This window comes from Njordella calcicola (assembly GCF_056494125.1).
Map to the genome: position 1 here is coordinate 1258491 of NZ_CM151396.1, position 23956 is coordinate 1282446.

Below are 23956 nucleotides of genomic sequence, written 5' to 3' on the forward strand. Positions count from 1 at the left end.
CAAGAAAAACTTTTTCATGTTTAGAGCACCTCATTTGAAACTTGAGTGAGAGATTTTCCATCAATCGATGAAGGAGGCAGAAGAGTAGAATGTGTGTGCGGAACGTTGAGGTCATTGTCGTATATCTGAATCATTCCAAGGCTTTTCCGTACAGAATTAACCTCACTTTGGCGCAAATGGTAAACCAACATCGAGCCTCCAATCGAATCGACGGGCTCGAACATCTGGAAGTAAGTGAATGGCTCCCAACTACGATGCTTCAGCTTCCCGTCTTGCGCAGATAGCGGCATAGGGTGTCCAACCAAATAGTTTTTGCTGATGATATACCAACCTGGAAGAGGACCGCTGGAAGCCTCATCAAAAATCGTATTCTTTGAAAGCCCCTCAATGTATGCCGGAGGAATCGAATACTCGATTCCCAAAGCTCCAGGACTGAAACCTCCGAAATACGCTAGATGAAGCTGCCCCTTTACATCCGGGTGGTTTTCAATCCACTCCTCGACGTACTTTAGATCCTGCCCCCAATCGACATTACTATCAGCAAACCAACGGTGGCCATTGGCCGGTCCGCCCGCAAACGCGTTGAAATAGCTCAACCAATGCGGAGCACTTCCGAGCGACGAACCAATCAATGCAACCCAGGCCATACCAAGCAACCCAACTGCTATTCTTCGAGTCACCAGACTCTGCATGCCTGCAATCATTGCAGGACATGAGCTCGCAACGATGACAATCAAAGGAAGTGCGGGAAGCGCATATCGCAGATACCTATTCAATCCAGTATTCACGCTCAAAAGCCCCATCACGGTGCTTGCCATTAACAGCAATGAAAGAAACCCAAGCCGGGAGTTCATCGAGAGTTTTAGCGTTCCAATACCAAACGCACCAATGGCAAACAAAGCCAATACCGCGACGGGGGTCTTGAAGGCTATACCTGCCAGATAGAAATACCACCACCCTCCTTGCTTCCATTCACCTGCAAAATAGCTTGCCCAGTCAGGCCTGAACATCCCACTTTCAAAATCGCGTCTTTGAATATCAATCCCTTCCAAATATCGGGCAGGAAGCGGAACCGGGAGGGCTGCAAGAGCAGTGCTTGTAAAGCGATTGCCAGGCAATGGTTCAGGAATATAGCGATCTATTGTGTTACCAAAACTGGAAGGCAACTGACACGATTCGCAGACTGGCGAATATGGACCAGACATAGCCGCTGCAGCAGTTGCACTAGCTGCAGCACAAGCTGGGCAGTCACCGGCAGTTTGATTGATCTTGGCGTTGAACACCACCGGCGTTAAGTCGTGAAAAGGTTTACCCCCAAGCCTTGACTCACCATGCTGAAAATTTACTACCTTAGCGAGACTAGGAAGCGGCTCACCAATAAATGAGCGGCTTACAAACTTGAAGTCTCCAAGCCTTTGAAAACTGCCGTTGAATCCATAGAACGAATTTACGATTAGAAATGCAACCAAGCACGATGCAGCCAAGTAGGCAGGGGCTCTCAAGCGGTTTTTAAGGTCCGAACGACGATCTGAAACTCCAAAAAACCCCGGGACGATCGACGCGATTGCAAGCACCAAAAGATAAACAACCGGCAAAATCAACCAGATGCTTTTGCAAAGCATCGCCATTCCAGTTACGACTCCCAGCGCGAGCATCCATCGCCAATTAGCACAAAGCAGGAACTTCCAAAACACATACGCACAAACGAGCCCCGAAACGGCACTGGCCAAGTCTGGAGTGATGACGCTCCCATAAGCGAGAACATCAGGCGAAAACGCCCAGAGTGCTGCGGCGAGAACTCCCGAAACATTGTTCTCGAAAAGCTCTCGCGCGAATTGAAAGCAGAGCAACGTTCCGAGCAGAGCAATGGGGATCACCATCATTCGGGCGATGAATATCATTGGGTAAATATCTGCCCCGTTGTCCTCAGCCCAAGCCCGTCCCAAGTTCACTTCGGATCGGTAAGATGGGTTGGTCGAGTACAGAGACCAATCCACGACCGGATCCATGAAGAAGTAGACAGGGGCTGATGCAATGGTCCGGACCAGTGGAGGATTGACAGAGTACAGATCAAATCGCCCAAACTTCCAATGCGATATACCTGCCACTAAGTGCCCCGGCTCATCCCAGGTTGGAGAGTGAACTTTTGCAGACCAGACCAAAAGTCCAGCCTGAAGACTCATGAGACATGCCAACGCACAAATGACCCAATGGTCCCTGAGCCAGGAGATACGCAATCCCATACGCAACCTCGATCACACTTAGAAAGGAGTCTGTTTGAGGCAAGGTCCCCGCGGCTTGCCTTGACGAGTGATTAGGAGAAGTAGAACGACTTTGAAATCTGATTGCAACTAAAATCAAGACGAAATTCCGATTTTTCTTTCGTGTGATTTTTTGACTTTTTTCGCGATTTCCAGCGTGCCGGTAGTTGATTTTTGCACTTGCACTTCAACCATATCTTAGCAGAACAAAGAGATGCACCGGCGTTACCCCAACTCTACATTCCACCATGGATCCACGAGGATGACGTGATTGAGATGCACGATCATTGCAAGGACTTCTCGCAGGATGCCAAGATTCAAAAAGCGTTACATTTCTGTCTCCCCTAAAACTCTTCGGATCGTAAGCATACCGTCACACACTAGTCGATGCATTCACCTCTGTTGCCAGCAGAATCACTACATATTCACTATGGAGCGAAAGCGTAGTCCAGTTCCTGAGATTTGGGTCCACGCTCCAGGCATACACTCTTGTCAATCTGATCGACTGCAAGCCCCCGAATGCATGGGGACTAAACCTGGCGACGGGACTTGCAAGTGAAGAATCGGTTCCCCCGCAAGCGGTCCCCCCAATTCTTCACTTGCAAGCAAGGCTCCGCTCCCGCCTATGCCAGGTTTCTTTGGCGAGTTGATTCGGGGGCATGTTGCATCCGAACACACACAACTGAAAGGATTCTATTATGTCTCGTCTAACTGTTGCAGAAAAGGAACACTGGAAACAACGCATCGAAGCTCGCATCACTCGAGCCATTGAGAAGGTCAAAGCCACTCGGCCGGACCGATTCCAAGATATTCAGCATGGTCTGAAAATTGAAGCCCATCGAAAGCTGGGTGTGATCGACCAATACCAACGCGTTCTGGATATCAACCAATCGATAAAGCTGCTTTCCGAAGAGAAAGATTTGATTGAGACCGAAATCCTCAATCACGCCGTTGATCCCTCCTCCACGCATGTCACGCATCGATACGATCGTGAGCAGATACTTAAATCCAGACTGGCTACAGCAATGCAACAAGTTGAAGCCGAGCTTTATTCGAACTTTCCGGAAGGGCAACAGATTCTCAAGCTAAAGCAAGAGAAAGAATCGCTGCTGGACACGATCTGGCTTGCCACCTCGCCGGTGCAGATTCGAAGCCTCTGGTCCGAACTTGCAGGGTTGCTGGGCGACGAAAGCACCGAGCTGCAACAGCAGGTCTTAAGCAAGGTCGAAGCTCTGTAATCCCATCTCTTAATCATGGCTGCATCATTTGGTGCAGCCATTTCTTCCAAAGGACCATCCATGCAAACCTTCATTCATCGAAAGCCAATCGCCAACCAGCATCAACTCGATTTGTTTATCCATTTTAAATCTATCCATGACGATCTGAAAAACTTCTCGCCAAGCAGTGGCAATTGTGGCATGAGGCATCAACCAGTTCACACCGATCCAAACGCTATGTCTACTCATTCAAAGCAATCCCTTTTCGATTTCGAAGAAGCACAGGCTCCAGGATTGGCGACGCTGCCACAGCCCACCGACACGGTTCATGACTACCATGCAATACCAAACCATCATTCTCGAACTCATTCAACAAAACCCAACCCTCTATCAAAGCCTAGAGGCCAGCAACTCTTTGCATTCGACGTTAACGACGCTCGCGACAGAGTTTCGCGAGTCGCATCTGCAGACACTCAGGCAGCTCACGAGTTCAGCTCCAGGCACGAACAGCAAAATCCTGAATCAGCAAGCCTTCGAGATCGCATTGCAGGAAATCGAAGAGCGGATTCTGAACGCATCCCAAGACATCTGATCGCCGATCTGGTTCCAAATCCCACCTTCGCTGCCCCCTACCCGCTCGTTTCTCCCGATTCACCAATCGAATCGCAGTCAACTCCGTTGAATCCGCATCCTGGCACTGCTGACCATGGCCATCCAGTGATCACGAGTGCGAAGGGAAGTGTTTCTGGCGATAAGGCCAAAGCCCGGAACATCATCGCTGCCATCAAAACATTAAAGCAGATTGAATCTGAAAAGCGATTGGCGACTGATGCCGAACGCCAAATCATGAAACGATTTGGCGGTTTCGGTGCCGTGGCACTGTCGCTCTTCCCTGACCCGGTGAAAGGCACTTACAAAGATGCTGCATGGGAAGCACTGGGCCATGAACTTAAATCAATCCTCACCGCCGACGAGTATGAAAGTGCCAAACGCACCACATTCAATGCGTTCTACACATCGCCATTGGTCATTGATGCCATGCATCAGGCACTATCCAGGCTCGGATTGCCTGAGCAAAGCCGGGTCTTAGAGCCCGGTTGCGGTACTGGAAATTTCTTAAACCATCTGGCTGAGAAGGCTCGTTGTATCGGAATTGAGCTTGATTCCATTACTGGCCGGATGACGCAAGCGATCTATCCGACCCAGGATATTCGCGTTGAAAACTTTCGCGATACCAAGCTGCCCGACAATAGCCTCGATGCGGTGATTGGGAATGTACCATTCGCCAATATCAAATATGAACATAAGGGCAATCGATTTGCACTTCACGATTATTTCTTTGCAAAATCAATGGATGCGTTAAAGCCAGGCGGCGTCATGGCACTGGTAACTTCGCATTTCACGATGGACAAGCAAAATGCCTCTATTCGTGAGTATCTGGCGGAGCAGGCCGATTTCGTGGGAGCGATTCGCTTACCCGCTGAAGCCTTTAAGAATGAAGGCACCAAAGTCGTAACCGACATTGTGTTCCTTCGAAAACGCGATGTCTCTTCCCCGGCTCAGCATGTTGATAGCGATTGGATGAAAGTCGGTGAGAAGGAAGTCGACGGAAAGCAAGTTACGGTGAATCAATATTTCTTGAACCACCCTGAAATGGTACTCGGCGACTGGACGCGTGCCAGTCAGCTATATGGCGATGACGGCTTCAGTATCAAAAGCAATGGCGATTTGAAATCGCAGCTTCAAGAAGCTGTTGCGAGGTTGCCACAGTTTGCAACCAACGTTCCCGAACTGCTGCCCTTCGAGCCAGCGCCTGCTCGCTTTACACGGCCCCCGCCATCAAAGCATATCAGCGAAGGCAGCTTCTTTATTGGTGATGATCGGATCATCTACCAAGTTGAAGACGGAGAATCCAAGCCGGTCACGCACGGAAGCACCATTCTTAAGTCCGACGGCACCATGATGTCCAAACGGCTCGCAAGCCTGATTGGACTTCGCGATGCCGCCCGACTCGTGCTTCAGGCTCAAAACGAATCCTGGCCGGAATCAGAACGCGAGACCACGCGCCAAACACTGAATCTCAAATACGACCAGTTCGTTGCACTTTACGGTCCGATTAATAAGACCACTTTCAGTGAAACCGCTGACGGCACCATTATCCGCCGCATGCCTAATCTGGTGAAATTCCGCGATGACCCTGATGCCATGCTGGTCATGTCGCTGGAAGAATATGATGAGGTCACGGGCAAAGCTGAAAAAGCATCGATCTTCACGCGTGATGTGGTCGGCCCGAAACATGCCGTGACATCGGTTCGATCTGCGGAGGAAGGCTTGTTGGTATCGCTTGATGAACGCGGCACAATCGATCTGCCCTTCATGGCGAGTATCTATCACAAGCCTGAAGCGACCATCATTCAGGAATTGGGCGATCTGATTTTCCTGAATCCGGAAACCCAACAGTATGAAACCGCAGATATTTATCTCTCAGGCAATGTCCGCGAGAAACTGAAGGTTGCTGAAGCTGCGGGACCGGCGTTTGAATTTAACGCCAGTAGATTGCGGAGCGTTCAGCCGCCGGACGTTCTGCCAGGCGATATTGATGCCAAGCTTGGCTCGCCCTGGATTCCGGTAAGTGATATCCAGGCATTTGCCGCTGAACTCTTTGGCGTGGAGCCGAAGAATATTCCAATCGCCCATTTAAAGAAGGATGCAACATGGAGTGTCGCTCCTGATTATGTGGCTGAAAATTCAGCGAAAGCCATTTCGGAGTTCGGAACACCCAGGGTGAACGGCATTCATTTACTGGAGCTTGCACTCAACATGAAAACGCCGATTGTCTACGACACAATCGACGGCCCAAATGGCGAAGAGCGGGTGATGAACCAGGATGCGACTCTTGCAGCACGTGAGAAACAGCGGGAGATCAAAGAACGGTTTAAGAACTGGGTATTTGCAGATCCAGAGCGTAGCGAACGTCTGGTTCGGATTTATAACGACACCTACAACAATCTTCGCCCACGCCTGTTTGATGGCTCGCATCTGGAATTCCCTGGCTTGAACCAGGGCATTGAACTTCGCCCGCATCAGAAGAATGCCGTCTGGCGGGTAATGAGCAGTGGCAATACCCTACTCGCCCATACGGTAGGAGCCGGTAAGACCTTTACCATGGCTGCCGCTGGCATGAAGATGAAGCAGGCTGGATTGATCAAAAAGCCGATGTATGTCGTTCCCAATCACATGCTTGAGCAATTCTCACGTGAGTTTATGCAGCTCTATCCGAATGCTCATCTCTTAGTTGCAAGCAAGGAGGATATGAGTAAGGAACGCCGCAAATTCTTGACCGCCAAGATTGCCAGCGGCAATTGGGACGGCATCATTGTGACCCATAGCTCTTTTGAGCGGATTGGTATGTCGAAAGAACGCCAGCAGGCGTTTCTTCAGGAGCAGATTCACGAATATTCCGAACTGCTATCCGAGGCTGCTGCCAACAATACCAGTGGCAAGCATCGCAATATCATCAAGACGATTGAAAAGCAGAAAGCCAACCGTGAAAACCTGCTGAAAGAGCTTTCCGCAGAAGATAAGAAAGACGACGGGCTTGTCTTTGATGAGCTCGGTGTCGATCATATCTTCATTGATGAAGCCCATTACTTCAAGAATTTGGAAACGCCCACCAAAATGGAACGGGTTGCCGGCATCCAAACCGGGGGTAGCCAGCGAGCCTTCGATATCTTCATGAAGTCCCGCTATCTGGATCAGCTCCATTCAGGCCATGGTGTGACCTTTGCGACGGGTACGCCAATCAGTAACACCATGGTTGAGATGTATAACATGCAACGCTTCCTCGATCCGAAAGGTCTGATTGATCGCGGCATCGAGCATTTCGATGCCTGGGCAGCCAATTTCGGTGAAGTCGTCGATACGATGGAGATCTCGCCTGACGGTAAATCACTTCGCCCGCGTAGCCGCTTCGCCAAGTTTAATAATCTGCCGGAACTACAGCAGATGTTCCGTGCGTTTGCAGACGTGCAAACGGCTGAGATGCTGAACCTGCCAAGACCGAAGCTCAAAGGCGGCAGGCCCATTACGATTTCAAGCCCAATGTCCGATGACCAATCCGCTTTGCAATCGGAATTGGTGGAACGTTATGATCGCATCCGTAGCACTAAAGTGGACCCACGCGAAGATAATGCATTGGCGATTACCACCGATGGCCGGAAACTGGCACTCGATGCCCGGTTGCTCAAAGCAGGTTCCTTGGATGATCCACAATCGAAGATCAACCAACTAGTGCAGAATGTTTACCAAATCTGGAAAAGCTCTTCTTCCTTTCGCGGCACGCAGCTTATTTTCTCCGACATGGGCGTTAATACGACAGCATGGGGCTTTTCTCCTTATCAGGACATCGAACGCAAGCTGATCGCCTCCGGCATCCCCAAAGATCAAATTGCGACTATGGGCGACGCGGAATCGGATGCGAAGAAGCAGGCCCTATTCGAGAAAGTCCGAAACGGCTCGGTTCGCGTTCTGATCGGGAGCACTCAGAAAATGGGCACCGGCACCAATGTGCAAAAGCGACTCGTCGCATTGCATCATTTGGATGCACCGTGGAAGCCAGCAGAGGTTGAGCAACGCGATGGCCGCATTCTACGGCAAGGCAATCAAAATGAGGAAGTAGCCATCTATCGTTATGTTACGCAGGGAAGCTTCGATGCCTATATGTGGCAAGCTCTTGAGACCAAAGCACGCTTCATCTCGCAAATCATGACCGGCGATATCAACACAAGGAGTGCTGAAGATATTGGTGGTCAAGAATTGTCCTATGCCGAAGTGAAAGCGATTGCTTCGGGTAATCCAGCGGTACAGGTCTTGGCCGAAGCGGACGCAGAATTGCAACGTCTGCATATCCTTAAGAAGAACCATACCGACGAACAATTTCTGGTTCGCCGGAAACTCAAAGAATTACCCAAGCATATTGAAACCAATGAGCATTATGTCCAAGGCCTTCGAGCAGACAGGAAGCGGATCGAATCATTCGATCATACTGATTTTGAAATCGACGGACGCCGCATCCTTCAGGATGATATCTATCGTGCATTGGATGAAATGCTAATTCGCATCCCGGAACGCACAAACTCCGTCCGCGACTTCCCGATTGGCAAATTTCACGGTCTTGAGTTCGGAATTCAGGTTACGCCGTACGGGACGAAGGACGTTTACTTGAAAGGAGCCACGCATCGGTCTGCCAATCTCGCTCGCGAGTCGATCGGACCCAAAGCGATACTCAATGCCCTTGATCGTATGGCCGATACGTATCAGAAGCGAATCAGCGAAATTGAGCAGGATCTACAGCTCTCACGCCAGCAACTTACCGACTACAGCAGCCGGAAGGATGCGACATTCACTCAGGAATCATATCTGAAACAGTTACGTGAATTACGTGATCAATTGCGGCTTTCCCTTTCGGAATCGAATACAGTGCCAACGGAAAGTCAGCCGCAACTTGATCCAGTCGACATTGCATCAAAGATTAACGCTTTAAAGTCTGAGCAAAGTCAGACACATCAAGTCGAGCGTTCCGTTGAAAAGTCGGTATCGAAGCCTGAAGAATCCGTGGTCAGTAGGATTTCGCGTAGCTTAAGCAGAAGTGAAGCAACCGCCAACACCAAATCGAACGCGGTTTGTTCAATGGGTCGGTAAGAATCACCAAGCTGCTTTGATTGCAATGGTGCATACTCGCTGTTCGGGATTTGGTCGCGTATTTACAATCTGCGTAGGATACGAATTCCATAACCATTAAGCATCATAAACAGGTGTAGGACCGCCAATCAGGCATGATTCCAACCTGGGCCTACCCTTGGGAGAGAGTTCTCTCGCCGATGGTTAACGTCTCCAGCTTGAAACCACGCTTCCCCCTGTCCGCATCACAAATGCCCGCAAGTGATATTGGAAGAAACACGTAAGATGACTGTATTGGTCTAAAGGATCGCTAACGTCAGACCAACAGCTTGCTTTCCCAAAAACAACCAGTTTTCCGACCGATCTTGAACAAATGCATCTCGCATCGCTTGAAATTAGATGGCTACTGAGTGCAGAAAATGTAACTTTAGCAATCCCCTCGCTTAGAGTTGTTTAGTATGTTATGGAAGCGAGATTCTCTGAAATAGAGAATGATTTGCAGCACTTGCCCAGTGGTGCAGATGCGGGTATTATCCAGCTAAGAGAGTAATCGCGACAGCCAAATTGCCGTAGAGACGCTTGTACTCGCAGTTCGGAGAAACAACAAGTTATTACCGCAAAACCGCTACGTAAGCCGCGATAACAGAAATGACTTCTGAGGTCAATTTCTACGCGCACAACCGACAAGCCCTGTGTTGAATTAGAGGAGACGCATATGAGGATGCTTGGCCATCGTCCGATTCGGCTTGCAGTAATAGTCACCGCTCTTAGTCAACTGGCAGGAGAAGTATCCGGACAGGGCTTTCAATTGCAAAGATACAACCCAACACAAATGACGGGGGAGCAAGTAATTGGAACCGCAATTCCCTACGACTTGATTAGAGCTAAAGTAGTGACGGGTCATGTTAGCTGTGAGTTCATGATCGATACAGGTTGCAATGCGAATTTTGTGGACTTGGAATTATAAAAGTATCTTGTTGGCAAGCGAAGCGTTTGGGAAGTCGCGACTCCGAGCGGTATTCGCCCGCATTTGATCTATGACAAGCTCGACATTAAGGTTAACTCAATATCTACGACTTTAACGCCTGTCATAGTTGGGAACATGAGAAGTATTGCCGAGTTTTGCGGAGGGAATTTTCAGGGAGTAATGGGTTTCCCATTCTTAACGGGAGACACATTTGGTTACCGTACATCTGACGGTTCTTTTTATATTGGGAAAAACTCGGTACGCCATTTTGAGAAAGCATTTCCGCTAGCGTTAAGAGAGGATGGATTGCTTTGGACACAGGACGTCGACTTGAGCAATGCCGTTGGTCCATTTTTAATTGACACTGGCTTCGATCATCCTTTGACAGTAAGTGCTGATACATTCAATCTTTTGAACGCAAATGCCCAGTTGAACAATCTGCAGGACAGTTTCACGTTGACTGCCCATGAAGTTACTCCGAGTAAGTCAGCTACGCTGAACCATGTTAAAGTATTCGGAACTGAGTTCTCTAATGTTCCAATTGCAGTGAGTAGAACCGGTAACCGGATTGGTTGGGAACTGTTGAGGAGGTTTGATTTTCAAATCGATCCGACCAGACAGATTATTCTGTTGAGCGAAACCAACGACACTACGAAGGCTTTTCCAGAAAACTGGAGTGGTCTCTTTCCACTGCGGCTGGAAGAATATATGTACTGTCAGTCGCTGACAATATGCCCGCAGCTTCCACGGGTGTCAGCGCCGGGGATTCGATACTTGCTATCAACGGGGAACAAGTAGGGAGCAACGATATCCCAAGAGTTAGAGCTCTCTTAAATGAGTCTACCGGTAATAGCATACTTCTCGAAATATGGAGTAGAGGAAGACAATACAACGTCGAGATAAGAAAACCGTAGCACAGTTGACTGGGCCCATGAATCCAAATTGATTTGAGGTTTTCCGGAGCAAGTATCGATGACAAAGGCTCTTGTCTTTCCCCATGCAAATTCGCCATTCCAGTTCTCTGACCAGTTTCAGGCCACTGGAAATAAACACTATTATATGACCCTCTCACCGCCCACATCCGCAACCTTCCGGATGGGCTGAATACGGCATACAGCCACCGGCGTTCGGTCGCTTTGCTCCCCAAGCAGAAAGGCCGCTTTCCTAAAGGAAGCCTTCGGCCTTTCAACTTGCACCGGCGTCTTGGCCTGCCGTGCTGAATGAGCCATCCGGTCGCGGAATGTGGCCGGATTAACTCATTCGAAAGGATTCGATATGTCTACGATCTCATCAGTACAAACTGCTACACCCATGCTTCTTGAGACCGACCTGCTGCAATTCACTGGCGATTTAGAACGCTACCGCCATCCACTCAACCCCAAAGTTATCTATACGCCAGGCGTCAAGTATCTGGCGGATCAAGCCGGTGCATACTGGCTAATCGATGCCATCGCTTCATATTTCGGCAGCAAGCAAATGACAAAGGCGATGGCCGAGGACTATCGCATTCAGGTGCTTCAGTTCTGGCGGCTTACTGTCAAAGACGGTGCCACCCTACTCACTGCCGAAGCGGACGCAGGCGTTACGCCATTTATTACGCAAGAGATTCCATACACTGACTTTCCACTTCCCAAAGTCGACATCTGGGCTGGATTCGATGGTGATCACTGGACGCTCTACCTGCCAAGCGAGCATTAACTAACCTAGCGGGCAAGGTGTATCGCCTTGCCCCTCCCATTTGAAAGGACTCAATATGCTTACCTCCCCAATCTCCACCAACGAACGACTGAACTTTCAATCGCTTGTATCCGCTGTACAGTCGGACCGCATATGTCTTATGAGTGCGTTTGACACCGTCGAAAGTAAGCCAGCCCTGCTGGTTTGTGCGGTCAATTTCGTCTGCGACGGCGATGCCGCCTACGAGTTCGTACCGCTGGCCGTCCTCTGTGGCGAGAATCCTTATGAACGGTACTTACCGCCAAATGCTGACTCATTGCAAATGGCAACCAAAAAAAATGAGCTGACGAAATGATTGCCATCATCTATCGTCGCTCAATGAATATCGAGCAAGCCAAATCCATTGATCTTGTCGCTTTCCTGTCTCGCATTGGCTTTGAGCCAACGCGTCGCAGGCGTGCTGAGCTATGGTACTTAAGCCCACTTCGAGCTGAATCGACTCCGTCCTTCAAGATCAACCAGACACTTAACTCATGGTATGATTTTGGTGATGGCTCGGGCGGCGATATCATCGACTTCATTAAGCGATTCGAGTCGCTTACTTCAACGTCGGAAGCCTTAGCCCGAATCAAGTCAATCGTCGGTAGCGACTTGCCCCCTGCCCCCAAGCCACCGTCCAGGCAGGAAGTCATACCTGAGCCGAAAATCACCCTGGACGATATCGGCCCAATCAAATCGAAAGCCCTGCTTGCCTATCTCAAACGCCGTGGCATCGAGCCGGGACGGGTAAAAGGCCATGTGTTTGAGGCCCACTATACGATGGGTGAAAACTCATATTACGGCCTCGCCTTCCCAAGCGACTCTGGCGGCTCAGAGATTCGAAATCCCATGTTCAAGGGAAGCATCGGTACTAAAGACATCACCACAATTGACGGTGATCCGAAACGCATAGCAGTGTTCGAAGGCTTCATCGATTACTTAACCGCCATCATGATGAATGGCGGTGCAAAGCTCTCAGAAACCGTCATTGTTCTGAATTCCGTATCGCTTAAAGGCAGAGCAATTAAGCTGATTGAATCGCTGCATCCCGAGACCGTACTTCTATACCACGACAATGACGCTCCGGGTCGGGCAACGCGTGAATACTTCCGCCAGAAATTGCCCGATGTTGAGCTTGTGAGCCAGGCGAAGCTCTACGGCGAGTACAAGGATCTTAATGAGTGGTATGTGGCAGGGCAGCGAATTCGCTAATTCAAGTCTATTTCTTAACAATGATCTTGCATCTTAACTCATCGCTTTTGGCATAGGCCGTGCCCGCGGCGTCGGCCACGCAGCCATTTCCAGGTGAATTATCATTAAAAATATACTGGTCATAAATTCCTGGTGCGATATTCTGAACACGAAACGCACGAACGTTTCCGCCTGAAGGAACCCCATCGTCTACTTTAAAGTCCATCTGCAATGCTTGAGTTGGCGAAAGCGACGAGCTAGCCGTGTAGCCGGAAAGCCACTTACTATTACTAGTATTTCTTCTTCCGGTTCTTCGTGGAATTTAGTGATTAAGGGATTTCCAAGTCGAGGTTGAGTTTACCGCAAAAGAACAGGATCCGAGTACGGTAGTTGTCGAAGTTGCGAAATCCGCGAGCTGAACTTTTGATGGATTGGATACGACTGTTGAAGCCTTCGCTGATCGCGTTGGTTATTCGATGGTCTATGTAGGCCATAAGACCCTCATAGTGCCTCTTGAGCATCTTGGCGACTTTCACCATCGGTTTGATTTGGCAGCGTGTGGCCCATCCGTACCAGCCAGCGAACGTCATCTCAGCAGTGTCTCGATCGGTACATTCCCAGAAGTGCCTGAAATTCTCCTTAAGCGACCATGCTCGACCTGTTTTGATGTCCGAATGCTGCAACTGGTAGAGATAGTTTCGATCCGCCTCCGACAATTTCTCACGTGCAAATAGCAGTAGTTGCCTAGTGCCCTTGAGTCGCTCATCACCTCTCTCGGCAAGCAATCGACTCTCCTGGCGGCGGACAAGATCAACTGCTTCTCCAAGGTACTTACTGACGTGGAATTTGTCGTGCACAATAGCAGCGTTTGGATACACTTCCCTGATGGCAGCTAGGAATGCCTTCCACATATCAGCGGCAACCGCTTTGATCTTCGCTCTTTGTGGTTCGGGCAAGGTTTTTAATAGCTTTTCTGCAGACTGCTGCGTCCGCTGAGGAACAACTTCTAGCACGCGGTGCTGATCCAAGTCGGTCAAGACCGAAACGTAATCCTGCCCTTTACCAAAGTTCTTTTCATCGATACCAACATGCTCAATTTCGTCCATGTTTCGGCGTTGGAGCCCACGCTCCACCGCACGCTGCATGATGCCATTAGTTGCCGCCCAATCTATTCCCAGTAGCTTAGCGGCCGCTGAGAGCGATGAGCAAGCTTGAATGACTTCAATGGCAACTTGTTCAAACATAAGCGTAAAACGTCCGTGCCTTTGGGCCCATGGAATCGCTATGGTCAACACGCCGCACTGAGAGCATTTGCTTCTGGGAACCAAGGCGTGGATGCGAGTCACAAATTGCATCGTATCCAAATGCCTCCAAGTTCGCTCAGGGGCAAGATCGGCTTGTGAGCAGGCGGCATCACAGCGAGGACAACGCAGAGTTGTTCCGGTATGATTGATGTGAATGTCTACGGCCTTCTCAGCAGGGCGAAAATCAACCGATTGCACGCTCCAGTTGTCGTCCAAACCAAGTAACGCATGATAGTGAGTAGTAGTTGCTTCTTTCATAGACAAAGAATACGCTAACGGCCAAATCTACGCACCTACCCACTAAATTCCACGAAGAACCCTTCTTCCATTTAATATGTACCAAGTGGACATACTAAATTCGCTAGCAGTCACGGGGATGATATTAAATGAGTCATTGATTTTGGATGCTGGATACTTTCCAACAACGTCTCCATTCAGGTTGACACTGGTGCAAGTCGAATTGAATCCGATCGCGGGGTTAACGTCTATGGTCAGCAGATTGGCACCCTTGATATTTGAGTTGGCGGGACAAACCGCATCGCTTAGTTGAGAAAAGTAAAGATAGCTTTCTGGGAATGGGATACCAAAACAGTCTTGTCCCTTTCCACACCAAACTCCATTTAGATTGCCGTTCCCATATGACACGTTGCCTTGGGGGTCTGAGAAAAGCCCAAATCGTAGAGCTTGTGTTCGGGGAATATCGCCTGGTAATGCATTGTACGTCGATCGGAAAATGGTTTCAGCGGCACGAAACTGATCGATCTGTTGCAGCTCCGCTCGGATCTTTGATGCTTCGATCATGTCACGGCCCACCAAAACCCCACCCGCGACCAATCCAACCACAACAAGCACAATTGCCAGCTCAATTAGCGTGAAGCCTTCAAGCTCTCGCAATTTTCGTCTACTCCACATTCTGTTTCCTTTCTTTATCCAGCTTTGAGAATCAGCTCTAGTTTTTGTCGTACTACCTCAATATTTTTCTGCAAAACGCCTTAAAATTTTTTCCGACTCCCCGGGCAACTGCACGCGTGTCAGATTGAACTACCATCCCTTCGTAATCACCATCACGCACAATGCATGGCCTAACGTACCGTACGAATAGTTTGGATCGAAAAAACTGCCTCCTTGGGTGCACCCCGCTGACGTGGTATTAACTAATCCCAACATTGCTCCAATACGTCCAGAGTTGGCACGACCATCATCAAACTTATCATCTATGCCTTTCACATCGTTTCTTGTTAATCTACCCTCTTGAGTCATTCCTATCGTTGATTCTCCACCAAGGTAAAGTGCATGCGAATGTGCTGGCCTAAGTGCACCGGTTATGTTTAGCCAGACCGGGTCATTCACGTAGGGATATATGGATATTCCTAAACGTGACATGGCAGTTTTCGGAGCATTCACGCCAATCACAACATGGATGTCAGGGTCACCTGGACCTCCTACTCCCGTATATTGTCCTTCGATGAGTCCTGCTAAAGCAAGATGCTGCCAGAACTTCAAAGGTTCTCGGCGTTCCGCAGTAGATCCTTGAGCATCTACTTTTGCGTTTCCGTTCCCATTACAAGTGGTCGCAGGATCGCCATCACCATCGGGACATGCAGCTGAGGGGAAAAAATTTGTCGCTGTCGAACAGTCTCCCGGTAAACATTTATATTTCAGCTTGAAAGTATTGACTGCGGTATCGAAGGAATCGATTTGACTCATGAGACTTCTCAGTTCTGCTGCCTTTATCAGATCCCTCCCCACCAAAACCCCACCCGCGACCAATCCAACCACAACAAGCACAATTGCCAGCTCAATTAGCGTGAAGCCTTCAAGCTCTCTCTCTTGATTTCTGCGGCATAGCGAGTCCTTCCTGTGCATAGCAGTTGCTCCTTTGAATGTCAGACTAACGCACAAAGGTTAATAAAGCATGAATGGCCGTCTGCAATTTTTCGCTTGAATCTAATTCATCCAATGTTTATGTATCTGCCGCCGGACGCTCACATCCCGCCCGGTATACAGACCATGTGTTGCCAGAATATCAATTCCTTGAAGCCGTCAAGAGCGGCAATGAGTCGGAAGTAAAGCGTCTTCTCGATGACGGCGTTTCGATAAACTCACGCGATGTCGATGGGCTCTCCGCACTGTCGCTTTGCGACAAGCACGGCCGAAACGACATAGCACGCATGCTAATTCAGCGAGGTGCCAATGTCTCTGAATCGATTGGCCGCAATGGCGATTCACTGCTGCATCGTGCGATTGCCAATGGCAATTTGCACTTCGCCAAGCTGTTGCTGGAAAGCGGCATCCACCCGGATGTCAGCAATGCAAAAGGTCAAACTCCCCTGCTTATGGCCGTCGAGCGTGATTTGCAGTATTTCACGAAAACCCTGATTGATTTTGGGGCATTCGTTAACGTCGCCAACCAAAAAGGTGATACGCCTCTTCATCTCGCTGCTCGCCATGGGCGAGCCAGCATCATGAAATTGCTAATTAATGCGGGTGCCGATGCTTCGCTCGTCAATGTTGCCGGTCGCTCACCGCTTGATGAAGCGGTTTCCTCCAAGAAGCTTGAAGCAGTCGCGTTGCTACTCAAACGCTGCGGGAGCACCTACCTTGATCACCCTGCTCTGCTTCGCCGTGCTCAGCAGGAAGCCGTGAGTTCCGGTCAGTACCTACACGCTTTGGCGATGGAGGAGCAGCTTTCAAGAGAAGATGCGGCTAACGTTGCATATCAGCAGACCAATAAGATATCGGGTAATTCCAATGCAGCGGATCAAAGCCGGTAACTGTAAACATATTGCTTAGTGACACTTAGAACACACTCGGCAGAATGTCAAACGTTGGACTGGATTGAAATCATTGATCCGGAAATGTTATGAGCTGCAAGTTCGAGATATGTTGGTAGTCCTTCGCGTTATGCGTGACCAATGGTGCCTTTACCGTGAGAGCCGTTGCTGCAATCCAAGCATCACTAACCTGCATTTCTCGTCCAAAACTGCGAGCTTCCGCAGCAACGCGGGCCCAGTTTCTACAGAGTTCGTCCGAAACGCCGTATCGAACGTAATGCTTTGCAAGAAACTGCTCCATTTGATTTCGTTTGGTCTCTCCCCATCCTTTGACAAGCATACCAAAATAGATTTCTCCCACCGTCATGAAGGAGATGATGAGCCGCGATCCCTGAAGGGATGGGCCATAGTTTTGCGTAAAGCGTTGGTCCTGCCGAAAGCCAAATGAAACAACGTCGGTGTCAACGACCAAATAAGCCACTATGGAATCCGTATCTGACTGACGCCATCAAACCCATCGCGAATAACGTTTAGGAACTCATCAGCTGTCGTATCGGCTGGCCAGAAGTCTGCGTTCAGTTTCCGAAAGTCGTCAAGCTCACCAATAGATTGAGATCGAGCAAGTTCATCTAAGTCGATAGACTCAGGCAATACCGGAAGGTTTATCGCTTCATACGTCGCAATGCTGTTGAGCAATGCTGAAATCACATCAGACGCAGAAGCGTATTTCCCTGTTGCCAACGCGGCTTTTACCAACTGCTCGGCCTCGCCATGTATCTCAATTTGCATCTTAAGCACCTTTCCTTTTGTAGACAAGTTTACGCATTTTCGGCACCAAAAGTCAAGCATTTCCCGCAATGTTGGGGGCGTTAGCTTAAAAGCCTCCGAATCACTTCGAACATTCCAGGGCCATCCGGTTCAACAGCTGGAATACCGCGGTAATAACCTGTCGGTATGCCAAGCAACGCATTCCGACCCTCGCTGACTTCAGGTGGATCGTCAGCACTGTCGTAAAGATAATCGTCATCGTGCAAAATTCGATCATGCAGCAATTGAATGGCAAACTCCCATTCATCTTTTCCCTTTTTCCAATCAACTTCCCATTTCAGCTCGCGTATGACGCGTATCATCCGCTTTCGCCAATCGCGAAGAGATTTCAACGACTTGTCATTCTTGCAGTCACGGGCAATATCCAGCTCGATTTCAATTTCACCTTGGATATAGTAAACAATCGCGGCCGCCGTGCCTTCAATCACTGCCGAAAGCGGGTTACTTGTAGGAGTGTCATCAAAAAGGTATGTTCTCACCAAATCTAGCATGACTAGCTGTTGGCACCCGGTGAGCATGTCGAACACAGGGACCCCAACGGTCAGATTGTCCATGTCAGAATTTTGTAGTAGCTGATAAGTCATGGAGCAAAGTGCTGCTCCGATGATCGTCCGCTCTTCGCCATGGAGTATTCGATGCCCTTTCGGCGAGTTCCAAGTCATAATCTTTCTACTTCACTGCAGCGGGATTGCATACTTTTTCGCGTGTTTGTGTGCCTGTTGAGCATTCTAATCCGGACGCAAGGTGTCGGCTACAACAGTCGAGAACGCTACCTGTCATTTTTCAACTCGATCTATGACCAGACTTACCTTCGTTGCCGGACAAACTAGTTGCGGTAAATCCACCGACCTTCGACCCTGCGTTGCAAATCCTTGATCGTTGCAAAAGTACTGGGGATTTCGAGCAGCTAAAGGTCATGAAGGACGAGCATGCCGTGGCGAGTAATGCACGCTGGCATAAGCAGTTTGTCGAACCAGGCGTGTGGCCGGTAGTTTCAGATACCGAGCAACTGAAATTGGCCATCGAGCATTGGTTACAAAGCGAATCGCGTTCGGCTTCATAATCGAAGCAGATTTGCATTACGTGATGCCCATACGCTTCAAGCTAATTTTGTCTTAACCGAACTGCCTGAAAAACTCAGTCAATGCACCTTCTACGTTAGCTTCTATCTGTCCAGCAAATCGTGTCCAGGCTGATCGACGGTTTGCGGCAATTACTTTCTTTGCACTCCAGACTCAAAACCCAAACTGCCAACGCATATGGCATAACCGACGGGACTCACTAAGCTTATACTCGCTTCCTACGCCACTATTGATGCAAAAGTCATTGTCTGCAGCTGCATTCCACATCCGTTGACCACTAACGCCTCGTATTGCAACCATCTTTCCACTACGAGCAAAACCATCATCCATTTTTGCATCGAGCCAGAGAAGTTCGTTGGCGGTGAACGGATGCTGCTGGATCGAGGCGTGTGACATACTTCTTAGCCATGGCCCCGAATTACCGTTATATACCCCATCTGTCACCCAATAGTGAATGGGGCTTGGACCTGGTGGATTTAAGCAATTGTCAGCACTGCAATCGGCAGTGATATAATAGTTGGTCATCGAATTAGTCGGCAACTTAGGCAACTTCTGGTTTGGTGTATCGCCATTTACGCAAACGGCAAATGTCTCAGCAATCAGACTCGCTGATGAGAGATGATGGAATGCATTGCATCGTTCCAATCCTTGGGCAGCAAATCCGAAGCTTTCGCCTTGTGACCATATCATGTCATCACCGTTGCCGTTCGTCGCACTAGTGAAAAATGTGCTGGCGTTTTTGCAGTCTCCGGGCATACAGTTATACTTCAGCTTGAAAGTGTTGACAGCAGTTTCCAGTTTCTCTTTCGAGGATACGACTTGCCTTAGCCTAGATGCTTCAATTAAGTCCCTACCCACCAACACTCCACCCGCAATCAATCCAATCACCACCAGCACAATCGCCAGCTCAATCAGCGTAAAGCCTTCAAGCTCTCTCTGGTGATTTCTGCGGCATGGCCAGTCCTTCTTGTTCATGGTTGCGGCTCCTTTTACCAATGACCTTAGCATCCTCAAGTTAATTTTGTCTTAACCGAACTGCCTGAAGAGCTCAGTCAATGCACCTTCTACGTTAACTTCTATCTGTCCAGCAAATCGTGTCCAGGCTGATCGACGGCTTAAACTCAGCGTCGGGGCTTGCAAGTGCTAAATCGGTTCCCCCTAAAGGTCTCCCCCAATTTAGCACTTGCAACCTCGCTACGCTCCCGACTGAGCTGAGTTTCTTGGCTCGTCATCAGGACACGATGTTTTGTGGACTGATGTAACAAACAACGAAAGGTTTCTTTTATGACTGACAATTCAAACACTTCTACCGCTACGCCAAAACTACCCAAGTTTCGCAAGCAACTACCCAATGGCATCAGTGCCGCCGTTTTCGAAAATGTCCGCGATGGTCGCACCTACCGAAGCGTCAACCTCCAACGCTCTTACAAACGTGACGGCAAATGGAACCGTATGAGCCTGTACCTGGATCACGAGCATATCCCATTCGTGCAGGAAGCATTGCAAGGTGTTTGGAACTTCTTAAACAGCGTGCCGCCAACAAGCTTCGCAGAATCTGAGCAACCGGTTGAAAATGGTTCAGAAGACACCACTGAAGTTAATAGTGACTCTGAGGCTCCATTCGACACAGAAGAAGTAGCTTAACCCCAATCACGGCAGCCGGTCTCCGGACTGGCTGCCATCACCAGGAGTAAACGATCATGGCAACAATCCTTCAATTCCCAACCTATTCTGCCGGCGGTCCATTCTACATTGCTGAAAGCACCGACGGCGTTGACAATACGTTTGAGATTATCGGCTACGGCAGCGGCAAAGTCGTCGCTCGAACCCGTTACTGGGAAGCACGCGACGCCGCCCATGATGACGCCAAGCTATTAACAATCGCCCTCAATGCGTATCTTTACGGCTACAAAGCTGACAAGCTATTCAGCCGTAAGCTCATCAAGGAGTTTCGTCAGGACTTCCCAGGTCCTTTCGTTTACCAATTCGAATCGGATATTCTGCATCCGTGTCATCTCATTATCGACGATACGACAAAGGAGATTGTGCATACCGAATACGGAAGCCAAAAAGATGAAACCTATCGCTGCACTCGCTTGCTCATCCTGGCACTCAATCATCTGAACCAACAATCATCGCTCAAACAGCACGTTAGCACCCACCCAATTGCCTAGGCAATAAGTACGTTTCCATTGCCGAGCGGGTGGCACGCAGCAAAGTGTTGCCATCGGCAAGCTCTGCTGCGAATCAATCGCCCTTGGCTTGCGAAGGCACGTGCTCCGTGCCGCAAGATCTAGTACGCGAAATGGAGGTTCGCTGCCATACGCGTGTACGGTTGTCCATGTATACGGGTTTGACAGGATACCTTGCAATCATGTGGGAACTCTAAATCATCGAGTTGTGGCAGTGTACGTTCGATAGGGTACATAGCCATCGCCAATCGATTGGAACACTTCGAAAAAGAGTTCTTGTCGACAACCCAAATAGAATGCGGTCAGAGATTCGACCCAGTGCACTCCGGTTTCATCATCTGGTTTGACCAAATGGACTCGGGCATGTTCGCGGAAGCGACGATACCAAGCGGCATCGACCGTTGTTGGCACAAGCAGAATTGCTTCCACTACGGCTCCTTTGATAAAGGCCAAGTAAAGCTCTTGGGATACTGCCTGCAACGACTCTGTGGTTCGGGGCGGGTTTACAAAGACTCTGCCCGACCATTGTCCAGAGGATTCCGCTGAAGCCTCCACGAGTAGTTGATTGTTTGGATTTGTATCAAACTTCGAACCCTGCGGCATCTCGATGCAACGGAACACAGCTTTTGCAGCGTTGAGGAAGGCCAGAGGAGTAGGTGTTCCTTCTACGAAATGTACCGAGCATTGAGGAATGAGTTCTTGGGCAGTTCCCATAGTCCCGTTTGCGTCAGCGGTCGAATCATTCCGCTCCGCTTTCTTCGCGTCCGTTGATTTAAGCTTGTTGGAGTTCGAGAGCAGTTGCAAGGCACTATCTAAGCTCAAATCCGTCAAGCTCGACGGTTTTCCAAGTTCCACGAGTCGCTCTTGCAACTCTGGCCATTGGCGAAAAAGTCGCATGTACCGCTGAGCGGTTACCTCGCTAAAGGCGAATCCTTGACCTTGAAACCAGTTGAGCCATTGCCCGTGGCCTACCTTGTGTTTTGCTTCACACAGGAGCTTACCAGCATACAGAGCATGCTTCACTGTCCTCCTGGCGTAGTCATCTACTTTGACGATCTCTTGGCGGATCGTTTCCGCGAGGGTTGCCAAGTGTTTTTCTTGGGCAAGTTCCCGGCCTGAAGTCGTTTCTGTCGCATTGTTCTCTGACATTGGCTTTCTCTCCGAAGACGGTAGGCACCTATGGTATGCCCGTAAACGGGTACACCATGGACGAATTAAATCATCACTGGCTAAAGAATAAAATCACGAGCCAATGTTGCTTGCGTGGAACGCCAGCCGTAATCTCAAATCCGTCGGATTCGACGGATTTGCCCTCGGTCGATGAAAGTAGAAATCCCCAGCAGTCAGAGAAGCGATGAGAAGATTTCGTAAGTTAGTTGCCCGACTTAGGGGTTGAAGAGGGGTGTTTTCAGAAGGGCTAATTTTTATCAGACGTCTCCTCGATCACGCTTGATCGATTTTTGGCAAGGTTGTCGGACGAAAGGATTTGACCGAAGTTGAAAACTGTTATACGGGTAACCTTGTACCCAGGGACACGGACACACACACTGCTTGGCAGGCGTGTGGCTTGGTCTAACAACCTACGGATATCTTGACATACCTATCAGATGTTACACGGGGAGTTGGACACACTGGGCTAATTGTGGAACCGTTTCAGGGTTTACAAGAATACCCGTATGCCAGCCTGTCCGCTAACGGGTACACCATGTTGCAACGGAGGTGACGGTGAAGACGATTGCTTTGGTATCTCAAAAGGGTGGCGCAGGAAAGTCGACGCTTGCCATCAACTTGGCTGTCGCAGCTTACCGCTCCAAATTTCGCGTTCTATTGATCGATCTAGACCCGCAGCATACTTCGGAAACCTGGTATCAAGATCGCCAGGAAGAAGAGCCCGCTTTGATCACGGCGACGGCCAATCAATTGCCAGATGTACTTAAGCGTGCCCACGAGTCGGGGATTCAAATTGTGATTCTGGACACTGCTGGACGAGATGAACCAGCCACTGCTGTCGCAGTTAAGCATGCGGATTTTTGCTTGGTTCCTTGTCGACCGTCTCCTGCAGACATGAAGGCCATCCCGCCAACGATTGCAACTATTGAAAGGCTTCGGAAACCTTTTGCGTTTGTCTTAACCCAGTCGCCACCTCGTGGCCCACGAATTCGTGAGGCCCAGGTAGGGCTCGGAATGCTCGGACCAGTTGCTCACGTTTCCATTACCTCACGAACGGCGTTCCAAGACGCGCAGGGCATCGGGCAGGGAGTCATCGAATATGAACATCATTCCAAAGCGGCCGCTGAGATCAAGCAGCTCTGGGAATGGATCACTCGCAGAATGAAGAAGCTTGAGAATGTCTAAGAAACGTACGTCCCTCGACGCCGTGCTTCCCAGCAGCAAACCGCTTTCCATGACGGTTGAATCGGTATCAATACCATTGCCGCCAGAAAAAAAAGAGGGCAGCGCCAAGCCCGCTGGAGCGCGTCCGCATGTTAAGCAGCAGGCATTGTACTTAAAGCATCCTGTGCACCGACAACTCCGGATGCTGGCTTTCGAGGAAGAGAAGAAAATGCATGATCTGTGTATAGAAGCCCTAAATCTGCTTTTCGCCAATCGTGGATTGCCTTCAATTAAAGAGCTACTGGAGGAATAGGTCGAATCACGTTTTGGGTTTCACTGCCGCTCGGCACAACCTGGTCAAGCCTTCAATTGTTGCAGAGTACTAGACGAAAGCGTCTTAGCGCTTGAAAG

25 protein-coding genes are annotated in these 23956 nt (G+C 49.5%); 14 read left to right on the forward strand and 11 right to left on the reverse strand.

Annotated elements, in window-relative coordinates:
• Window positions 1-20 precede the first annotated feature (20 nt).
• Complete coding sequence (locus tag SH302x_RS04755) at window positions 21-2243, reverse strand: ArnT family glycosyltransferase (protein ID WP_479367582.1); 2223 nt, start codon at window positions 2241-2243, stop codon at window positions 21-23.
• A gap of 716 nt (window positions 2244-2959) precedes the next feature.
• On the opposite strand from SH302x_RS04755, the gene SH302x_RS04760 reads away from it, so the two are divergent.
• Window positions 2960-3499: a hypothetical protein gene (locus SH302x_RS04760; protein WP_479367583.1), complete on the forward strand. Its 540-nt coding sequence runs from the start codon at window positions 2960-2962 to the stop codon at window positions 3497-3499.
• A 24-nt stretch (window positions 3500-3523) separates the two neighbouring features.
• On the opposite strand, the gene SH302x_RS04765 is transcribed toward SH302x_RS04760, so the two are convergent.
• Window positions 3524-3727, reverse strand: a complete 204-nt coding sequence (locus tag SH302x_RS04765; RefSeq protein ID WP_479367584.1) for a hypothetical protein — start codon at window positions 3725-3727, stop codon at window positions 3524-3526.
• 79 nt (window positions 3728-3806) lie between these two features.
• Here SH302x_RS04765 and SH302x_RS04770 point away from each other — a divergent pair, with 79 nt between their 5' ends.
• The 7 genes from SH302x_RS04770 to SH302x_RS04800 all read left to right on the forward strand — a co-directional run bounded on the left by SH302x_RS04770 (window position 3807) and on the right by SH302x_RS04800 (window position 13052).
• Window positions 3807-4070, forward strand: coding sequence for a hypothetical protein (locus SH302x_RS04770; RefSeq protein WP_479367585.1), 264 nt, complete (start codon window positions 3807-3809; stop codon window positions 4068-4070).
• Window positions 4071-4156: 86 nt separating this feature from the next.
• Complete coding sequence (locus SH302x_RS04775) at window positions 4157-9178, forward strand: helicase-like domain-containing protein (RefSeq protein ID WP_479367586.1); 5022 nt, start codon at window positions 4157-4159, stop codon at window positions 9176-9178.
• 694 nt (window positions 9179-9872) lie between these two features.
• Window positions 9873-10124, forward strand: a complete 252-nt coding sequence (locus tag SH302x_RS04780; protein ID WP_479367587.1) for a hypothetical protein — start codon at window positions 9873-9875, stop codon at window positions 10122-10124.
• 671 nt (window positions 10125-10795) lie between these two features.
• A complete protein-coding gene (locus SH302x_RS04785) occupies window positions 10796-11038 on the forward strand; it encodes a PDZ domain-containing protein (protein ID WP_479369240.1) in 243 nt (80 codons plus the stop codon).
• A 361-nt stretch (window positions 11039-11399) separates the two neighbouring features.
• Window positions 11400-11822, forward strand: coding sequence for a DUF6876 family protein (locus SH302x_RS04790; RefSeq protein ID WP_479367588.1), 423 nt, complete (start codon window positions 11400-11402; stop codon window positions 11820-11822).
• Between the two features lie 55 nt (window positions 11823-11877).
• A complete protein-coding gene (locus SH302x_RS04795; RefSeq protein ID WP_479367589.1) occupies window positions 11878-12156 on the forward strand; it encodes a DUF6117 family protein in 279 nt (92 codons plus the stop codon).
• Complete coding sequence (locus SH302x_RS04800) at window positions 12153-13052, forward strand: DUF8464 domain-containing protein (protein WP_479367590.1); 900 nt, start codon at window positions 12153-12155, stop codon at window positions 13050-13052. Before SH302x_RS04795 ends, SH302x_RS04800 begins: the two co-directional genes overlap by 4 nt.
• A 7-nt stretch (window positions 13053-13059) precedes the next feature.
• Here SH302x_RS04800 and SH302x_RS04805 read toward each other — a convergent pair whose 3' ends face one another.
• The 4 genes from SH302x_RS04805 to SH302x_RS04820 all read right to left on the reverse strand — a co-directional run bounded on the left by SH302x_RS04805 (window position 13060) and on the right by SH302x_RS04820 (window position 16201).
• Window positions 13060-13257, reverse strand: a complete 198-nt coding sequence (locus tag SH302x_RS04805) for a hypothetical protein (RefSeq protein ID WP_479367591.1) — start codon at window positions 13255-13257, stop codon at window positions 13060-13062.
• Window positions 13258-13360: 103 nt separating this feature from the next.
• Entirely contained in the window at window positions 13361-14593 is a 1233-nt protein-coding gene (locus SH302x_RS04810; protein WP_479363897.1) for an ISL3 family transposase, read from the reverse strand.
• A gap of 42 nt (window positions 14594-14635) precedes the next feature.
• On the reverse strand, window positions 14636-15247 hold the full coding sequence (locus SH302x_RS04815; RefSeq protein WP_479367592.1) for a prepilin-type N-terminal cleavage/methylation domain-containing protein: 612 nt from the start codon (window positions 15245-15247) through the stop codon (window positions 14636-14638).
• Window positions 15248-15376: 129 nt separating this feature from the next.
• On the reverse strand, window positions 15377-16201 hold the full coding sequence (locus SH302x_RS04820; RefSeq protein ID WP_479367593.1) for a prepilin-type N-terminal cleavage/methylation domain-containing protein: 825 nt from the start codon (window positions 16199-16201) through the stop codon (window positions 15377-15379).
• A gap of 53 nt (window positions 16202-16254) precedes the next feature.
• On the opposite strand from SH302x_RS04820, the gene SH302x_RS04825 reads away from it, so the two are divergent.
• Entirely contained in the window at window positions 16255-17109 is an 855-nt protein-coding gene (locus SH302x_RS04825; RefSeq protein WP_479367594.1) for an ankyrin repeat domain-containing protein, read from the forward strand.
• Between the two features lie 70 nt (window positions 17110-17179).
• On the opposite strand, the gene SH302x_RS04830 is transcribed toward SH302x_RS04825, so the two are convergent.
• From SH302x_RS04830 to SH302x_RS04840, 3 genes are all read right to left on the reverse strand, one after another.
• Window positions 17180-17590 (reverse strand): PIN domain-containing protein, encoded by a 411-nt coding sequence (locus SH302x_RS04830; RefSeq protein WP_479367595.1) that lies wholly within the window; start codon window positions 17588-17590, stop codon window positions 17180-17182.
• Window positions 17590-17898 carry a hypothetical protein gene (locus tag SH302x_RS04835; RefSeq protein ID WP_479367596.1) on the reverse strand — a complete coding sequence of 103 codons (309 nt, stop codon included), beginning with the start codon at window positions 17896-17898 and terminating at the stop codon, window positions 17590-17592. Before SH302x_RS04835 ends, SH302x_RS04830 begins: the two co-directional genes overlap by 1 nt.
• A gap of 80 nt (window positions 17899-17978) precedes the next feature.
• Window positions 17979-18599 (reverse strand): hypothetical protein, encoded by a 621-nt coding sequence (locus SH302x_RS04840; RefSeq protein WP_479367597.1) that lies wholly within the window; start codon window positions 18597-18599, stop codon window positions 17979-17981.
• Window positions 18600-18751: 152 nt separating this feature from the next.
• Here SH302x_RS04840 and SH302x_RS04845 point away from each other — a divergent pair, with 152 nt between their 5' ends.
• Window positions 18752-19000 (forward strand): hypothetical protein, encoded by a 249-nt coding sequence (locus SH302x_RS04845; protein WP_479367598.1) that lies wholly within the window; start codon window positions 18752-18754, stop codon window positions 18998-19000.
• A gap of 172 nt (window positions 19001-19172) precedes the next feature.
• Here the strand turns inward: SH302x_RS04845 and SH302x_RS04850 are convergent, their stop codons facing one another.
• Window positions 19173-19994 carry a type II secretion system protein gene (locus SH302x_RS04850; RefSeq protein WP_479367599.1) on the reverse strand — a complete coding sequence of 274 codons (822 nt, stop codon included), beginning with the start codon at window positions 19992-19994 and terminating at the stop codon, window positions 19173-19175.
• Window positions 19995-20303: 309 nt separating this feature from the next.
• Here SH302x_RS04850 and SH302x_RS04855 point away from each other — a divergent pair, with 309 nt between their 5' ends.
• Both SH302x_RS04855 and SH302x_RS04860 read left to right on the forward strand, forming a co-directional pair.
• Window positions 20304-20663 (forward strand): hypothetical protein, encoded by a 360-nt coding sequence (locus tag SH302x_RS04855; RefSeq protein ID WP_479367600.1) that lies wholly within the window; start codon window positions 20304-20306, stop codon window positions 20661-20663.
• Window positions 20664-20719: 56 nt separating this feature from the next.
• Complete coding sequence (locus SH302x_RS04860) at window positions 20720-21193, forward strand: hypothetical protein (protein WP_479367601.1); 474 nt, start codon at window positions 20720-20722, stop codon at window positions 21191-21193.
• 216 nt (window positions 21194-21409) lie between these two features.
• On the opposite strand, the gene SH302x_RS04865 is transcribed toward SH302x_RS04860, so the two are convergent.
• On the reverse strand, window positions 21410-22360 hold the full coding sequence (locus tag SH302x_RS04865) for a DUF3102 domain-containing protein (RefSeq protein WP_479367602.1): 951 nt from the start codon (window positions 22358-22360) through the stop codon (window positions 21410-21412).
• A gap of 576 nt (window positions 22361-22936) precedes the next feature.
• Here SH302x_RS04865 and SH302x_RS04870 point away from each other — a divergent pair.
• Together SH302x_RS04870 and SH302x_RS04875 are read left to right on the forward strand one after the other, a co-directional pair.
• Entirely contained in the window at window positions 22937-23566 is a 630-nt protein-coding gene (locus SH302x_RS04870) for an AAA family ATPase (protein WP_479367603.1), read from the forward strand.
• A complete protein-coding gene (locus SH302x_RS04875; RefSeq protein ID WP_479367604.1) occupies window positions 23559-23858 on the forward strand; it encodes a ribbon-helix-helix domain-containing protein in 300 nt (99 codons plus the stop codon). The genes SH302x_RS04870 and SH302x_RS04875 overlap by 8 nt, the downstream gene beginning before the upstream one ends.
• Window positions 23859-23956 lie beyond the last annotated feature (98 nt).

What these genes read in the sequence shown, in the direction of transcription:
- SH302x_RS04840 (WP_479367597.1), bottom strand. Translation starts at nt 18,599, where the DNA reads ATGACTTGGAACTCGCCGAAAGGGCATCGAATACTCCATGGCGAAGAG.
- SH302x_RS04815 (WP_479367592.1), bottom strand. Translation starts at nt 15,247, where the DNA reads ATGTGGAGTAGACGAAAATTGCGAGAGCTTGAAGGCTTCACGCTAATT.
- SH302x_RS04860 (WP_479367601.1), top strand. Translation starts at nt 20,720, where the DNA reads ATGGCAACAATCCTTCAATTCCCAACCTATTCTGCCGGCGGTCCATTC.
- SH302x_RS04835 (WP_479367596.1), bottom strand. Translation starts at nt 17,898, where the DNA reads ATGCAAATTGAGATACATGGCGAGGCCGAGCAGTTGGTAAAAGCCGCG.
- SH302x_RS04855 (WP_479367600.1), top strand. Translation starts at nt 20,304, where the DNA reads ATGACTGACAATTCAAACACTTCTACCGCTACGCCAAAACTACCCAAG.
- SH302x_RS04790 (WP_479367588.1), top strand. Translation starts at nt 11,400, where the DNA reads ATGTCTACGATCTCATCAGTACAAACTGCTACACCCATGCTTCTTGAG.
- SH302x_RS04875 (WP_479367604.1), top strand. Translation starts at nt 23,559, where the DNA reads ATGTCTAAGAAACGTACGTCCCTCGACGCCGTGCTTCCCAGCAGCAAA.
- SH302x_RS04825 (WP_479367594.1), top strand. Translation starts at nt 16,255, where the DNA reads ATGGCCGTCTGCAATTTTTCGCTTGAATCTAATTCATCCAATGTTTAT.
- SH302x_RS04795 (WP_479367589.1), top strand. Translation starts at nt 11,878, where the DNA reads ATGCTTACCTCCCCAATCTCCACCAACGAACGACTGAACTTTCAATCG.
- SH302x_RS04850 (WP_479367599.1), bottom strand. Translation starts at nt 19,994, where the DNA reads ATGAACAAGAAGGACTGGCCATGCCGCAGAAATCACCAGAGAGAGCTT.
- SH302x_RS04780 (WP_479367587.1), top strand. Translation starts at nt 9,873, where the DNA reads ATGAGGATGCTTGGCCATCGTCCGATTCGGCTTGCAGTAATAGTCACC.
- SH302x_RS04765 (WP_479367584.1), bottom strand. Translation starts at nt 3,727, where the DNA reads ATGAGTAGACATAGCGTTTGGATCGGTGTGAACTGGTTGATGCCTCAT.
- SH302x_RS04820 (WP_479367593.1), bottom strand. Translation starts at nt 16,201, where the DNA reads ATGCACAGGAAGGACTCGCTATGCCGCAGAAATCAAGAGAGAGAGCTT.
- SH302x_RS04755 (WP_479367582.1), bottom strand. Translation starts at nt 2,243, where the DNA reads ATGGGATTGCGTATCTCCTGGCTCAGGGACCATTGGGTCATTTGTGCG.
- SH302x_RS04805 (WP_479367591.1), bottom strand. Translation starts at nt 13,257, where the DNA reads ATGGACTTTAAAGTAGACGATGGGGTTCCTTCAGGCGGAAACGTTCGT.
- SH302x_RS04770 (WP_479367585.1), top strand. Translation starts at nt 3,807, where the DNA reads ATGACTACCATGCAATACCAAACCATCATTCTCGAACTCATTCAACAA.
- SH302x_RS04810 (WP_479363897.1), bottom strand. Translation starts at nt 14,593, where the DNA reads ATGAAAGAAGCAACTACTACTCACTATCATGCGTTACTTGGTTTGGAC.
- SH302x_RS04800 (WP_479367590.1), top strand. Translation starts at nt 12,153, where the DNA reads ATGATTGCCATCATCTATCGTCGCTCAATGAATATCGAGCAAGCCAAA.
- SH302x_RS04865 (WP_479367602.1), bottom strand. Translation starts at nt 22,360, where the DNA reads ATGTCAGAGAACAATGCGACAGAAACGACTTCAGGCCGGGAACTTGCC.
- SH302x_RS04760 (WP_479367583.1), top strand. Translation starts at nt 2,960, where the DNA reads ATGTCTCGTCTAACTGTTGCAGAAAAGGAACACTGGAAACAACGCATC.